The organism is Streptomyces sp. NPDC058646, from assembly GCF_042716875.1.
In the GTDB taxonomy this organism is placed as follows: Bacteria; Actinomycetota; Actinomycetes; order Streptomycetales; family Streptomycetaceae; genus Streptomyces.
The window spans coordinates 1-12,339 of the sequence record NZ_JBHXRK010000012.1 but is presented as its reverse complement, the minus strand read 5'-3'; the positions used below and the strand labels follow the sequence as shown (position 1 = coordinate 12,339).

The 12,339-nt window shown below is 73.0% G+C and carries 13 protein-coding genes; 7 read left to right on the top strand and 6 right to left on the bottom strand.

The genetic code is table 11. The features are described from left to right. Positions 1-23: 23 nt before the first annotated feature. The gene (locus ACFWUZ_RS16505) at positions 24-1,127 is read left to right on the top strand and encodes a Ku protein (RefSeq protein ID WP_384372653.1); all 1,104 of its coding nucleotides are present in this window, start codon (positions 24-26) and stop codon (positions 1,125-1,127) included. A gap of 68 nt (positions 1,128-1,195) precedes the next feature. On the opposite strand, the gene ACFWUZ_RS16500 is transcribed toward ACFWUZ_RS16505, so the two are convergent. Further along, a complete protein-coding gene (locus ACFWUZ_RS16500; protein WP_384372651.1) occupies positions 1,196-2,002 on the bottom strand; it encodes a nuclease-related domain-containing protein in 807 nt (268 codons plus the stop codon). 184 nt (positions 2,003-2,186) lie between these two features. Here ACFWUZ_RS16500 and ACFWUZ_RS16495 point away from each other — a divergent pair, with 184 nt between their 5' ends. The 3 genes from ACFWUZ_RS16495 to ACFWUZ_RS16485 all read left to right on the top strand — a co-directional run bounded on the left by ACFWUZ_RS16495 (position 2,187) and on the right by ACFWUZ_RS16485 (position 4,985). Beyond that, positions 2,187-2,879, top strand: a complete 693-nt coding sequence (locus tag ACFWUZ_RS16495; protein WP_384372650.1) for a hypothetical protein — start codon at positions 2,187-2,189, stop codon at positions 2,877-2,879. A gap of 106 nt (positions 2,880-2,985) precedes the next feature. After that, complete coding sequence (locus ACFWUZ_RS16490; RefSeq protein ID WP_384372648.1) at positions 2,986-3,720, top strand: hypothetical protein; 735 nt, start codon at positions 2,986-2,988, stop codon at positions 3,718-3,720. Continuing rightward, positions 3,717-4,985, top strand: coding sequence for a histidine kinase dimerization/phospho-acceptor domain-containing protein (locus ACFWUZ_RS16485; RefSeq protein ID WP_384372646.1), 1,269 nt, complete (start codon positions 3,717-3,719; stop codon positions 4,983-4,985). Before ACFWUZ_RS16490 ends, ACFWUZ_RS16485 begins: the two co-directional genes overlap by 4 nt. Positions 4,986-5,004: 19 nt before the next feature. Here ACFWUZ_RS16485 and ACFWUZ_RS16480 read toward each other — a convergent pair whose 3' ends face one another. From ACFWUZ_RS16480 to ACFWUZ_RS16470, 3 genes are read right to left on the bottom strand one after another with little or no spacing between them, the layout of a single operon-like run. Next, positions 5,005-5,274: a hypothetical protein gene (locus tag ACFWUZ_RS16480; protein ID WP_384372644.1), complete on the bottom strand. Its 270-nt coding sequence runs from the start codon at positions 5,272-5,274 to the stop codon at positions 5,005-5,007. A gap of 10 nt (positions 5,275-5,284) precedes the next feature. Then, a complete protein-coding gene (locus ACFWUZ_RS16475) occupies positions 5,285-5,998 on the bottom strand; it encodes a TetR/AcrR family transcriptional regulator (RefSeq protein WP_384372642.1) in 714 nt (237 codons plus the stop codon). Between the two features lie 52 nt (positions 5,999-6,050). Further along, positions 6,051-6,980, bottom strand: a complete 930-nt coding sequence (locus ACFWUZ_RS16470) for a diiron oxygenase (protein WP_384372640.1) — start codon at positions 6,978-6,980, stop codon at positions 6,051-6,053. A 168-nt stretch (positions 6,981-7,148) separates the two neighbouring features. Here ACFWUZ_RS16470 and ACFWUZ_RS16465 point away from each other — a divergent pair, with 168 nt between their 5' ends. Beyond that, positions 7,149-8,273, top strand: coding sequence for a ferritin-like domain-containing protein (locus tag ACFWUZ_RS16465; protein WP_384372638.1), 1,125 nt, complete (start codon positions 7,149-7,151; stop codon positions 8,271-8,273). A 21-nt stretch (positions 8,274-8,294) separates the two neighbouring features. Here the strand turns inward: ACFWUZ_RS16465 and ACFWUZ_RS16460 are convergent, their stop codons facing one another. Both ACFWUZ_RS16460 and ACFWUZ_RS16455 read right to left on the bottom strand, forming a co-directional pair. Beyond that, the gene (locus ACFWUZ_RS16460; protein WP_384372636.1) at positions 8,295-9,755 is read right to left on the bottom strand and encodes a penicillin-binding transpeptidase domain-containing protein; all 1,461 of its coding nucleotides are present in this window, start codon (positions 9,753-9,755) and stop codon (positions 8,295-8,297) included. Next, positions 9,752-11,116: an FtsW/RodA/SpoVE family cell cycle protein gene (locus tag ACFWUZ_RS16455; protein ID WP_384372634.1), complete on the bottom strand. Its 1,365-nt coding sequence runs from the start codon at positions 11,114-11,116 to the stop codon at positions 9,752-9,754. Before ACFWUZ_RS16455 ends, ACFWUZ_RS16460 begins: the two co-directional genes overlap by 4 nt. Positions 11,117-11,212: 96 nt before the next feature. On the opposite strand from ACFWUZ_RS16455, the gene ACFWUZ_RS16450 reads away from it, so the two are divergent. Then, positions 11,213-11,620: a DUF6325 family protein gene (locus tag ACFWUZ_RS16450; RefSeq protein WP_384372632.1), complete on the top strand. Its 408-nt coding sequence runs from the start codon at positions 11,213-11,215 to the stop codon at positions 11,618-11,620. After that, positions 11,620-11,988, top strand: a complete 369-nt coding sequence (locus ACFWUZ_RS16445; protein ID WP_384372630.1) for a hypothetical protein — start codon at positions 11,620-11,622, stop codon at positions 11,986-11,988. The genes ACFWUZ_RS16450 and ACFWUZ_RS16445 overlap by 1 nt, the downstream gene beginning before the upstream one ends. Positions 11,989-12,339: the final 351 nt, after the last annotated feature.

The window sequence follows — 12,339 nt, the reverse complement described above, 5'->3', positions numbered from 1 at the left end:
ACTGCCACGAATCAGGAGGAACCGTGCGATCCATTTGGAACGGGGCGATCTCCTTCGGCCTGGTCAGCATTCCGATCAAGCTCGTGAACGCCACCGAGAGCCACTCGATCTCCTTCCGGCAGATCCATCTCGCCGACGGCGGGCGCATCCGCTACCGCAAGGTGTGCGAGCTGGACGGCGAGGAGCTGTCGGGTGCCGAGATCGGCAAGGGGTACGAGCAGGCGGACGGGTCGATCATCCCGATCACGGACGAGGACCTCGCGCAGCTGCCGCTCGCGACGGCCCGGACGATCGAGATCATGTCCTTCGTCCCGGCCGAGGAGATCGATCCGCTGCAGATGGACGCGGCGTACTACCTCGCGGCGAACGGGCCGACGGCGGCCAAGCCGTACACCCTCCTGCGGGAGGCGCTGAAGCGGAGCAGGAAGGTCGCGATCGCCAAGTACGCGCTGCGGGGGCGGGAGCGGCTGGGCATGCTGCGGGTGGTCGACGACGTGATCGCGATGCACGGACTGCTGTGGCCGGACGAGATCCGCGTCCCGGAAGGGGTGGCTCCGGAGGGTTCGGTAACGGTACGGGATGCCGAACTGGACCTGGCGGACGCGCTGATGGCGACGCTGGGCACGGTGGAGATGACCTCCCTGCGCGACGACTACCGGGAGGCCGTGGAGGCGATGGTCGCGGCGAAGGCGGGCGGCGCGTTCGAGCCGGCGGAGGCGGCCGTGGAACCGGCCGGCGGGCAGGTCATCGACCTGATGGCGGCGCTGGAGAAGAGCGTCCGGGCGGCGAAGGCCTCCCGCGGGGAGCCGGAGCCCGCTGCCGGCGAGGAGGCCGCGGGCGGCGGGGCACCGGCCGAGGTCACTCCGATCAGGCGCAGGACGGCCGGTGCGCCGAAGGCGGTGGGCGGCAAGAAGTCGACCTCGGCGGCCGCGAAGAAGAGCACCGCGGCGGCGGGCAAGGGGGCGAAGAAGAGCACGTCGACCGCGGGCAAGAAGACCGCCACGACGGCGGCGAAGTCGACCAGGACGGCCAAGTCGGCGGCGACGAAGTCGACTTCGGCCGCGGCGAAGAAGGCGGCCGCCGCGAAGAAGCCCGCACCGGCCCCCCGCAGACGCACCTCGGCCTGACACCCCCGCCCGCCGCACGGGTCCGGGGCGGTTCGCCGTCCCGGGTGCGCGCGGGGCCGGGTCGGCGGTCAGGGTGGGGGGCGGAGCCAGGTGCGGGAGTCGCGGGCCTGGGCGAAGAGGGCTTCCACCGCCGGGGGTTCGAGGAGCGCCGGGGCGGCTGCGAGGTCCGGGGCGGCCGTGGGCGGCCGCAGGACGCGGATGTCGCGGACGGACGGGGCCACCTCGACGCGGGAGGCATCCACCAGGGCCAGGGCCGGAGTGACCCGGGCCCCGAGGGCGGCGGTGGCACGGGCTGCGGCGCGGCGGATCCAGCGGGGGTCGGGGCGGGGTTCGGCCCGGCCCACCGTGAGCAGCAGGTCCCCGACGGCCGCGCGCTGGCGGTGGCCCGCCACGGTGCGGACGCAGAGGATCCCGGACGGCCCGATGAGCAGGTGGTCGATGCGGCCCTCGCCCGGGAGGGGGACGCAGTGCAGGACCCGCCAGCCGTGCGGTTCCAGGGCGTCGAGGGCGTCGCCCATGCGCTGCTGGGCCGTCAGGTCCTGGCGGATGCGGTGGCGGGCGCGGGTGCCCGCGGAGCCGTGGTCCAGTTCCCCGAGCAGGGCCTCGCCCGGACGGTTGGGGGCCAGGTCCGCGTCCGGCGGGAGGGAGAGACGCAGCAGGTCGGCGGCCGTCGGGACCGGGGGCGGGCCGATGGACACCGACCCGGTCACGTAGGGGCGCAGGGCCTTCAGCACCGCCTCTCGGTGGTCCTCCGCGAGGACGCTGATCCGGTTCGCCTGCCGGTCGTACCAGGCCACCGCGCGGCCGTCCGGCAGGTTGACGTACAGCAGGGCGCGGCCCGGCCGGCCGCTCGGCAGCACCCTGAGTCCCCGCATTGGTCCTCACCCCCGGCGTCCATGGGAGCAGCCGGAGCGGCATGCGGCAATCCCCCGGTTGTGTAACGACTCCGCCGGGACCCTGCGGCCTCGCTGTTACAAGAACGGGGCCCGGCCGCAACGGCGGGGGCCTAGGTTGGTGCCACCTGGACACGCCAGGGCACGACCGCACCGAAGGACTCCCGTGAGCACCGTCAGCCGCCGCACTCTCGTTCGCGCCGTCGCCGTGACCGCATGCGCCGGAAGTCTGCTGGCACTGCCCGCCGCCGCGGCTCTCGCCGAGGGGGTCCCGGCCGCCTCGTCCGCGCACTCCGCGTCCCCGCAGCCGACCCTGGTCAAGACCCTCTCCCTCGCGGACGGCGTCTCCACGGCGAAGGTCTACCGGATCGCCGCGGGTGTCCACCGGGCCGACATCCTGACCTCCGACGGCCGCACGGCCGCCACCTTGACCAGCCGTGACGGCGTCACCGTGTTCGGCTCGGCGGGCGAGCTGAACGCCGCGCTGGACTCCGACGGGCGGCTGACGTCCTGGGTGGGTGACGCACCCGCGCGGGGCGGCAGCCACCCCGTCGACGGCGACGGCGACGGGCACAAGACGGGGACCCGGAACGGGCAGGTGATCGCCGCCTCCCTGCCGAGCCCGGGCTCCGCCCCCGGCAACGCCGGCAGCAGTGACGGCAAGGGCGTCGACGAAGCCGCCAGGGCCGGTGACAGCCGTTCGGTCGCCGCCGCCCGCGGCGAGGTGCTCCGGCTGAAGTCGCTGGCCGACGGTCCGGGCGAAGGCGTGCTGCTGCTGGGCGCGGGCGCGGGCATCGCCGCGGTCGGCGCCGCCGGCCTCGGCTTCGCGATGCTGCGCCGCGGGCGTACGAGCGACTGACAGCGCCTGCGCTGCTACGGCGGACCGTGCGGTCAAAAAGGATGAAACTCCGCATAAGGTTGACGTGACCGACCGTGGGACCGCGGACAGAAGGGCGCAGCGGGCTGTGAAGACGTCACCCTTCCGTACGACCGCCGCCACCCGGCCCCTGCTGTGGATCCTGCCCGCACTGCTGGCCCTGCCCCTCCTGGCGGGCTGCGGCGAGGCCGGCGGGCTGGCCGCGGCCGGTCCCACCCCCACCGCGAACGGGCCCGTCCACCTGTGGCCCGACCGCCGGCCGGCCTCCGTACCGCCTCCCGACCCGGGCGGCGCGCCACCGGAGTACGTCCCGGGGCTCCCGGCCGTCCGCAACCAGAACGTGCACGAGGTCGATCCGATCGCCCTCGTCCAGGCCGAGCTGCGCTCCCGCCCGGGCACGTACAGCGGCGCCGACGGGATGCCGCAGGAGACGGCCGCCGCCGTCGCCGCGTGCGGGAAGGACGGTCAGGACCCCGCGAAGTGCCCGGTGCTGACGCCGTACTACCGGGACCTCACCGGGAACGGCAGGGACGAGCTGATCGCCGGGATCGAGCTGCCGGACCGGATGATGTCCGTACGGGTCTACACCGCGGACCCCGACGGCCGGCTCAACCGGATCATGGCGACCACGCAGACCGTCATCGCCGTGGAACTGGCCGGCCAGGACGTGGTCCTGCGCGTCCCGAGCGGGAACGACGGCTACGAACTGATCACCGCCTGGTCCTGGGACGAGAAGCAGCGCAGCATGCTGCCGACGCGCGAGCAGATCGTACGGGTCCCTGCGGGCGCCCAGACCCCGCCGAGCGTGACGGGCGCGCCGTGAGGCCCCGGCTGCCGGCCTGGACGGCCACGCTGACCTGGAAGTCGGCGTGCTTCATCGTGGTGATGTGCTGCTCGCTGGCGGCGGTGCTGGGTGTGCTCGTGCACGTGGAGGTGACCCGCCAGACCGTGGCCACGGCGCGGGAGAAGGCGCTCGGGAAACTGCACGACGCCTCCCGCGCCTACGAGGCCGGCGAGGCCCTGCCGCCCGATTCGGGGCTCGACCCCGAGGGTCTTCCGCCGAAGCTGCGGGCGCTCGCCCTCGCCGGGCAGCGGGCGACGATCGTCGCCGACCACGCGGGCCGCCCGATGATGTGGGCCGCGGCGCCCGCGGACGGCCGGGCCCTGGCCACGGTCGTCGACTACGGCCAGAGCGCGCGCACGATCAGCGGGCTGGACAACGCGATCATCGGCTCCTCCGTCCTGGCGATCGGCGGGACCCTGCTGATGGGGGCCTTCGCCGTGACCCGGGTGACGCGGCGGCTGCACCAGACGGCGACGGTGGCCCGGCGGATCAGCCAGGGCGACCTCGACGCGCGCGTGGGCGATCCGCGCACGAAGGACCCTTCGCGGCACCAGGACGAGGTGGCGACCGTCGCCGGTGCGCTGGACACGATGGCGGCGAGCCTGCAGGCGAAGCTGCTGAGCGAGCAGCGGTTCACGGCGGACGTGGCGCACGAGCTGCGCACGCCGCTGACCGGTCTGCAGGCGGCCTCCGAACTGCTGCCGGAGGGGCGGCCGACGCAGCTCGTGCAGGAGCGGGTCCGCACGATGCGGCAGCTGACGGAGGACCTGCTGGAGATCTCGCGGCTGGACTCGCGCAGCGAGCAGGTCGAGACGGACCTGCACCAACTGGGCCGTCTGGTACGGCGGGTGGTGCGGGCGTCCGGGACCCGGACCGAGGTGGTGATCGTCCGGGACGCGCAGGTGGAGACGGACCGGCGCAGGCTGGAACGGGTCCTGGGGAACCTGGTGGCCAATGCGCACAAGCACGGGCGCCCGCCGGTGGTCCTGACGGTGGACGGGCCGGTGATCAGCGTGCGGGACCACGGGGACGGCTTCCCGGAGTACCTGGTGGCGCACGGCCCGCAGCGGTTCCGTACGGAGCCGGGGGCCGGGGTGAAGGGGCACGGGCTCGGGCTCACCATCGCCGTCGGGCAGGCGGCGGTGATCGGCGCGCGGCTGGACTTCCGCCCCGCGGAGGGGGGCGGGGCGCTGGCCGTCCTGACCCTGCCGGACTCCGGCGGGACGGACCGCCCCGCACCCTGAGCGGGGGCGCGGCCCGGACCTATGGGCGGGCGGGCTTCGTCCAGGGCCAGCGGGGCCTGGGCTTCACGCCCGACGGACTGTGGACGTACTTCCAGCCCTTCTGCAGGTGCAGCCGCTCGGAGTAGCCCGACGGAACGCGTTCGTACAGGAGCACCGTCGGGGGGCCGCCGTCGGCCGCCGGGACCGGGATCTCGTACCACTTCGGGGGGTGGCCGGTCGGGCCGAGGAGGATCGGGAGGACCCGGCCGTCCATCGGGCCGCCCTCGAAGGGGGTCGGTTGGCTTCTCACCCCACCAGTGTCACAGGAGGTGGGCCGCCTCGGAGACCACGGGCATCACGCGGCGGGCCAGGACCCCGACGGGGCCGTCCGCCGATTCCAGGGCCAGCGCCGCACGGGCGGCGGCGGCCGTCTCCGGGTCGGTGGCGGCCGTGGCCGTCAGGAGGGCGACGAACTGGTCGACCAGCCAGTCCCGGAGCTCGTCCACGCCCGGCTGCTTGCCCTCGTCGATCCAGATCAGGGAGGCCGCCTCGACGGCCGTGATCCACGTCCGGACCATCATGCGCAGCCGGGGGCCGGGGGCGGGCACCCCGAGGTGGAGGAGGATCTGCTGCGCGGCGGCCCGGCGGATGCCGTCCACCGTCGCCGTCGTGCGGGAGGTCTCCACGACGCTGCCGCCCTGGAGGAGGGCGGTGAAGCCGGTGTCGTGCTCGTCGACGAAGGCCAGGTAGCGGTCCAGGGCCCGGGCGAGGCGCTGGGTCAGGGGGCCCTGCTGGGGTTCCGCGAAGCAGAGTTCGAGGAGGTCGGCGGCGGAGCGCAGGGCGGCCTCGTAGAGCTGCTGCTTGCCGCCCGGGAAGTAGCGGTAGACGAGCGGGCGCGACACCCCGGCCGCCTCCGCCACGTCGTCGAGGGACACGTCCTCGGGCGCCCGGTGCGCGAACAGCGAGAGGGCCGCGTCGAGGAGCTGGGCCCGCCGCTCCTCGACGCCCAGCCTGCGGTAGGCGCGTACGGTCATGCCCGCAGGGTAACCCCCGGCCGCCGCGGCCGGGCGGGGTGCGGCCGGGACCTCAGGCCAGGAGCCCCGAGCTCTGCCACAGCTTCCGGCCGACCCCGCGGAGCACGCCGATGTCGTCGAGGAAGTCGGTGAGCCGCTTGGCGCCGGACTGCATGACCTCGCGCCGGTGGCCGCTCGCCTTGACCTGGGCGAGTGCTTCGCGGCGGTCCAGGCCGATGTTCTCGTAGACCTGGGGGTTGACGAAGGCGAGCGAGAAGACGCGGGCGGCCTGGCCGCAGCTGATGCGGGTGAGCTCCTGCTCCCAGCGCGGGGCGGTGACCATCTGGCGGCGCAGCTCCTCGCGGGCGTAGCGGACGTGCCGGGCCTCCTCGATGACGTGGATGCGGGTCACTCCGCGGACGAGGGGCTGGATGCGCTCGTCCGGGAAGGTCAGGCGCTGCATCCAGTCGAGGATCTCCTCGCCGAGGAGGGTGCAGGCGAAGGAACCGGGGGTGGTGGAGACGGTCTTCAGGATCCGCGCCAGGTTGTGGTTGACGCGGGAGACCGGGTAGGCGGGGGCGCCGGCCTTCTGGATCATGCGGGCGAACATCATCGAGTGGCGGCACTCGTCGGCTATCTCGGTGAGCGCGTAGCGGACGTGATTGCTGGTCAGGGACTTGTCGTAGATGTGCCGGACCAGGAGCTGCATGAGGATGATCTCGAACCAGATGCCCAGCGAACCGAGCGCCGCCGCCTCGTGGCGGGAGAGGTCGATGCGCTGCTCCTCCCCCATCTTCTTCCACAGCGGGGTGTCGTAGAGCGAGAGCAGCTCGGGCGGCCAGTAGTACTTGCCCTCGATCACCGGGGCGTCCCAGTCGAGTTCCTTGTCGGGGTCGAAGGAGTGCTTGGCGGAGGATTCGAGCAGCCGCTCGGCGATCTGCTCCCGGTCCTTGAGCAGGCCGAGAGCGTCCTTCAGCGCGGCTCGATCGGTCACGGTCGTCATGGCTTCGGACACCTCGTGGGTGAGTTACCGGCGGTCACTCCTTATGAGACTGCTTGTCAGCAAGGTCGTCAATCCCCCGCGCACGACTTGTTGACCGGCTGTCTACCAACGTGTGACCCTGCCAACCATCCGGTCCTGTACGGCAGTACGTGAGACGAGGAGGCGTCAGTGTCGACGCACGAGCTCTACACCGACAGCCCGGCCGAAGGCGTCTGGCAGGTACCCGCCTCCGGTTCGGCCCGCTTCAGCTGGGAGTACGACGGCGGCCGCGAACGGCTCCTCGCGCTCTACCAGAAGGGCAAGGACAAGCAGTGGGACGGCGCCAAGCGCATCGACTGGGACATCGAGGTGGACCCCTACGACCCGCTCGGCACCCCCGACGAGGCCCTGACGCTCCACGGGACCCGGCACTGGGCCAAGCTCACGGCGAAGGACAAGGGCGAACTGCGCCGGCACTACTCCTCCTGGCAGTTCAGCCAGTTCCTGCACGGCGAGCAGGGCGCGATGGTGTGCGCGGCGCGCATCGTCGAATCGGTGCCCGACCTGGACGCGAAGTTCTACTCCGCCACCCAGACCATGGACGAGGCCCGGCACGCCGAGATCTTCGGACGCTTCCTGCACGAGAAGGTCGGGATGCTCTACCCGATCAACGACAGCCTCCAGGGGCTGCTGGGTGACACCCTGCGCGACTCCCGCTGGGACATGCCCTACCTGGGCATGCAGGTGCTGATCGAGGGGCTGGCGCTGGCAGCCTTCGGCATGCTCCGCGACACGACCGACAAACCGCTGCCGAAGCAGATCCTGGCGTACGTGATGCAGGACGAGGCCCGGCACGTGGCCTTCGGGCGGATGGCGCTGCGGGACCACTACCGGCAGCTGACGGACGCCGAGCTGCGCGAGCGCGAGGAGTTCGTCATCGAGGGCTGCTACCTGATGCGGGACCGGCTGCGCGGGGTGGAGGTGCTGGAGAACTTCGGCATCCCGAAGAAGGAGGCGGAGCAGTTCAGCGAGCAGTCGGAGTTCCTGCACCTCTTCCGGAAGCTGCTGTTCAGCCGGATCGTGCCGTGCGTGAAAGACATCGGGCTGTGGGGCGAGCGGCTCCAGAAGGCGTACCTGGACATGGGCGTCTTCGAGATGGGCGACTCCAACCTCGACCTGCTGATGAGCCAGGACGAGGAGATCGCCGAGGCTCTCGACCGCGAGCGGTTCGCGACCGAGGAGGAGCTGCGGGTGGCGGAGGTCCGGGCGACGATCGCGGAGGGCGGTGCGGCTGCGAGCAGGCTGCCCGGGTGAGCGTGTCGTCGCCGGGGCGTCTCAGCGGGCGGACAGGGCGGCCCGCATCACCGCGCGGGCGATCGGCGCGGCCGCGCCGTTGCCGCTGATGTCCCCCCGTACCGCCGAGGCGTCCTCGACCACCACGGCGACCGCGACCGCCGGCAGGGGCGCGCCCCGGGCCTTGGCCCAGGAGATGAACCAGGCGTACGGGGTGCCCGCGTTGCCGACGCCGTGCTGCGCGGTCCCGGTCTTGCCGCCGACCACGGCACCGGGGATCGCGGCGTTCTTGCCCGTGCCGTCCTCCACCACCTTCACCATCAGCTCCTGGAGCCGCAGGGCGGTGGCCGGGTTCATGGCCCGGGTGAGGGTCCGCTGGTCGGCGCGGCGGACGGGGTCGCCGTCGTCCTGGGTGGTCCGGTCCACGAGGTAGGGGGTCTTCACCTCTCCCCCGTTGGCGACCGCCGCCGCCACCATCGCCATCTGCAGGGGCGTCGCCTTGGTGTTGAACTGCCCGATGGAGGACAGGGCCAGCTGGTCCCGGCTCATGTCGGTGTCGAAGTTCGACCGCGACACCCAAGCCGGGACGCGGAGCCCCTCGTCGTTGAAGCCGAACCGCTCCGCCGCCTCCACCATGCCCCGCAGCCCGACCCGCACCCCGATCTTCGCCATCACCGTGTTGCAGGACCACTGCACCGCCTCCGCCATCGAGGCGTCCTGGCAGCCCGTGGCGGCGTTCGGCAGCAGGGTGCTGGTCCCGGGCAGCGGATAGGGGTCGGGGGTCTCGGTGGGCGCGTCCACATCGGTGACCACGCCCGCGTCGAGCGCCGCCGCAGCCGTCACGATCTTGAAGGTGGAGCCCGGCGGGTACGTCTCGCGCAGGGCCCGGTTGAGCATCGGCTTCGCCGGGTCCGCGTTCAGCCGCATCCAGGCCTCCTTGACGCCCGCACCCGTACCCGAGAGCACGGAGGGATCGTACGAGGGGCTGCTGACCAGCGCGAGGATCTTCCCGGTGGCCGGCTCGACGGCCGCCACCGCCCCGCGCTTGCCCGCGAGTCCGGCGTACGCGGCCCGCTGCACGGCGGCCCGGACGGTGGTGTCCGCGTCCCCGCCGGCGGGGCGGCCGCGCGCCAGGTCGTACCAGAGCGGGAAGGCGGAGAGTCCCGGGTCCGTCCCCGACAGGACCGCGTCCTCCGCCCGCTCGACGAAGCTGGTCCCGTACGTCTGCGAGGAGAAGCCGGTGACCGGGGCGTACAGCGGGCCGTCCGTGTACGTCCGCTCGTAGCGCAGCAGTTGGCCGCTGTCACGGGAGCCGGTGACCGGCCGCCCGTCGACGAGGACGTCCCCGCGGGGTTCGGCGTACCGCTCGATCGCGGACCGCTTGTTGGCCGGGTTCGACCCGTAGGCGGCGGACTCCCACACCTGCACGCGGGCGATGTTGACGAGCAGGGCGACGAGCAGCAGTGCGCAGAAGTACGCGCACCAGCGGATGTAGCGGATCACTCGGCGGCCTCCCGCGGTTCGGGTCTGCGGGCGCTGTCGCTCAGCCGGACCAGCAGCGCGACGATGATCCAGTTGGTGACCACGGAGGAACCGCCCTGGGCGAGGAAGGGCATGGCCATGCCGGTGAGCGGGATGAGCCCGCTGACCCCTCCGGCGATGACGAACACCTGGAGGGCGACGATCGAGGCGAGGCCGGTGGCGAGCAGCCGGCCGAAGGGGTCGCGCAGCGCGAGCCCGGCACGGAAGCCGCGGGAGACGAGGAGCCCGTAGAGCAGCAGGATGGCGGTGAGGCCGGCGAGCCCGAGTTCCTCGCCCGCGGTGGCGAGGATGAAGTCCGACTTGGCGGCGAAGCCGATCAGGAAGGACTGGCCGTGGCCCAGCCCCGCGCCGAGGAGGCCGCCGGCACCGAAGGCGAAGAGGGACTGGGCGAGCTGGCCGGGGCCCTCGCCTCGGTCGATGGAGGCGAAAGGATTCATCCAGTCGTCCACGCGGCTGTTCACGTGCGGTTCGAAGGTCCCGACGGCGTACGCGCCCACGCCGGCCAGGACCACGCCGATCGCGATCCAGCCGATCCTCCCGGTGGCGGTGAACAGCATGATCACGAAGAGGCCGAAGAACAGCAGCGAGGTCCCGAGGTCGCGCTCCAGGACGAGCAGGCCCACGCTGAGCAGCCAGATGGTGAGGATCGGCCCGAGCACCCGGCCGGGCAGCAGACGCAGCTTCCAGAAGAGCCGGCGGCCGGTGAGCGCGAGGGCGGTGCGGTTCGCGGCGAGGTACGAGGCGAAGAACACCGCGAGCAGGATCTTGGCGAACTCCCCCGGCTGGAAGGAGAGTCCGGCGAACCGGATCCAGATGTGGGCGCCGTTGACCGCCGGGAAGAAGACGGGGACCAGCATCAGGGCGAGTCCCGCCGCGACCGACAGGTACGCGTAGCGCTGGAGCACGCGGTGATCGCGGAGCAGCATCACGGCCAGGACGAACAGGGCCACCCCGAGCGCGGACCAGCGCAGTTGGTCCCCGGCGGTGACGTGCTCGGGCGTGGTCACGTCGAGGCGCTGGATCAGGACGAGGCCGAGCCCGTTGAGCAGGAAGGCGATCGGCAGCACCAGCGGGTCCGCGTACGGGGCCCTGAGCCGGACGGCGAGGTGCGCGAGCAGCGCGGTGCCGGCGAGGCCGCCGGCGTAGCGGGCGGCGGAGGGCGGGACGTGGCCGGTGGTGGCGAGACCGACGTAGAGGTAGCCGAGGACGGAGACCAGGACGGCGCCGGTGAGGAGCGTCAGCTCGACGCCGCGGCGCTTGGGAGCGCGGGCGTCGGGAGGCGGGGGCGCGGGCTCCGCCACCCTCGCCGTCAGAGCGGTCATACGCGAAACGTAGCAAGCACAAGGATGCTATGTCCGCTTATGTCATAGTGTGCCGAAGAGTCGTCAGAATCGGTCAGGAGTGAGGAGCCGAGGCACATGGGACCTGTGGAATTCATCGTCCTCGCCTTCCCGGAGGAGCAGCTGCGGGTACCGGCGGTCGAGGCCGTGATGGGACTGCGCAAGACCGGGGTGGTCCGGCTGATCGACGGGCTCGTGACGACGAGGACCGCCTCGGGCGACGTGCTGGCGGCGGAGTTCGACGAGTTCGAGGAGCTACGGGGCCTGCTGACGGGCCGGGACGCGGCGCGGCTGATCGGGCCGGAGGACGTCCAGGAGGCGGCGGGGCTGCTGGAGCGCGGGAGCTGTGCGCTGCTGCTGGTGGTCGAGCACGTGTGGGCCGAGGACGCGGCGATCGCCGTTCGGGCCGCCGGCGGGCGGATCGTCGGCTCGGTCCGCATCCCGCCGGACCGGGTCCCGGCCGGCTCCCGGGCGGGGGCGGCCTGATGTTCATCCGCCCGGTGGGGGTGACGGTGGCCCCGGCGGACCGCCCGGCGGGCCGCCCGCTCCTACGGGGCCTGCTGGCGCGCGCGGCGGGCACGCCGGAGGCGGGCACGGTCCACCCCGACACCCCGCCCGACCCCGCCACCCCCTGGCCCCAGGAGCCCCCGGAGCCCCCGGAGCCCCCGGCAGCGGACCCGGCCGAGCACCTGGAGCCCCCGGCCCCCGCGACCCCCACCCCGGACGTCGGCCCGGAAGACACCCCGCGCGGCGGCCTGGCCGCAGACCTGACCCAACTGGCCGACCTGGCCCGCCAAGGCCACCTCACCCCGGCGGAGTTCACGGCCGCGAAGGCCCGGCTGCTGCGGGGGTGAGGGCCTGGCTACCGGACGGTGCCCGCTCATGTCCAGCAGCAGACGCCAAACGACATACAACACCCACCCCAGTGGCGGCTGATGCCCAGCCCCAGACGGGCCGCAGACGCTGAACCACGAAGCGACGAGCGGAGAGCGGATGCGCCCCCCGACCCTGCCGACGAGTCGGTCGAGGTCTGGCTCCGGCAAGGGCTCTGGAGGTCAGGCCCTGCAACGCTGACCACCCCGCATAGGCACCGGTCCCCGGTGAGCGTCCTTTTGGGGGGTTCCCGTCGGTCCTGTCTTTCCGTGGCGGGGCGGGCGGTCAAGGGGGGCCGAAGGCCATCGCGAAGCGACGCGACGAAGGAGCGC

Bases quoted from the DNA above. Each gene is read 5' to 3' on its own strand.
- ACFWUZ_RS16500 (WP_384372651.1), bottom strand. From the start codon at position 2,002: ATGCGGGGACTCAGGGTGCTGCCGAGCGGCCGGCCGGGCCGCGCCCTG.
- ACFWUZ_RS16475 (WP_384372642.1), bottom strand. From the start codon at position 5,998: ATGACCGTACGCGCCTACCGCAGGCTGGGCGTCGAGGAGCGGCGGGCC.
- ACFWUZ_RS16470 (WP_384372640.1), bottom strand. From the start codon at position 6,980: ATGACGACCGTGACCGATCGAGCCGCGCTGAAGGACGCTCTCGGCCTG.
- ACFWUZ_RS16455 (WP_384372634.1), bottom strand. From the start codon at position 11,116: ATGACCGCTCTGACGGCGAGGGTGGCGGAGCCCGCGCCCCCGCCTCCC.
- ACFWUZ_RS16450 (WP_384372632.1), top strand. From the start codon at position 11,213: ATGGGACCTGTGGAATTCATCGTCCTCGCCTTCCCGGAGGAGCAGCTG.
- ACFWUZ_RS16445 (WP_384372630.1), top strand. From the start codon at position 11,620: ATGTTCATCCGCCCGGTGGGGGTGACGGTGGCCCCGGCGGACCGCCCG.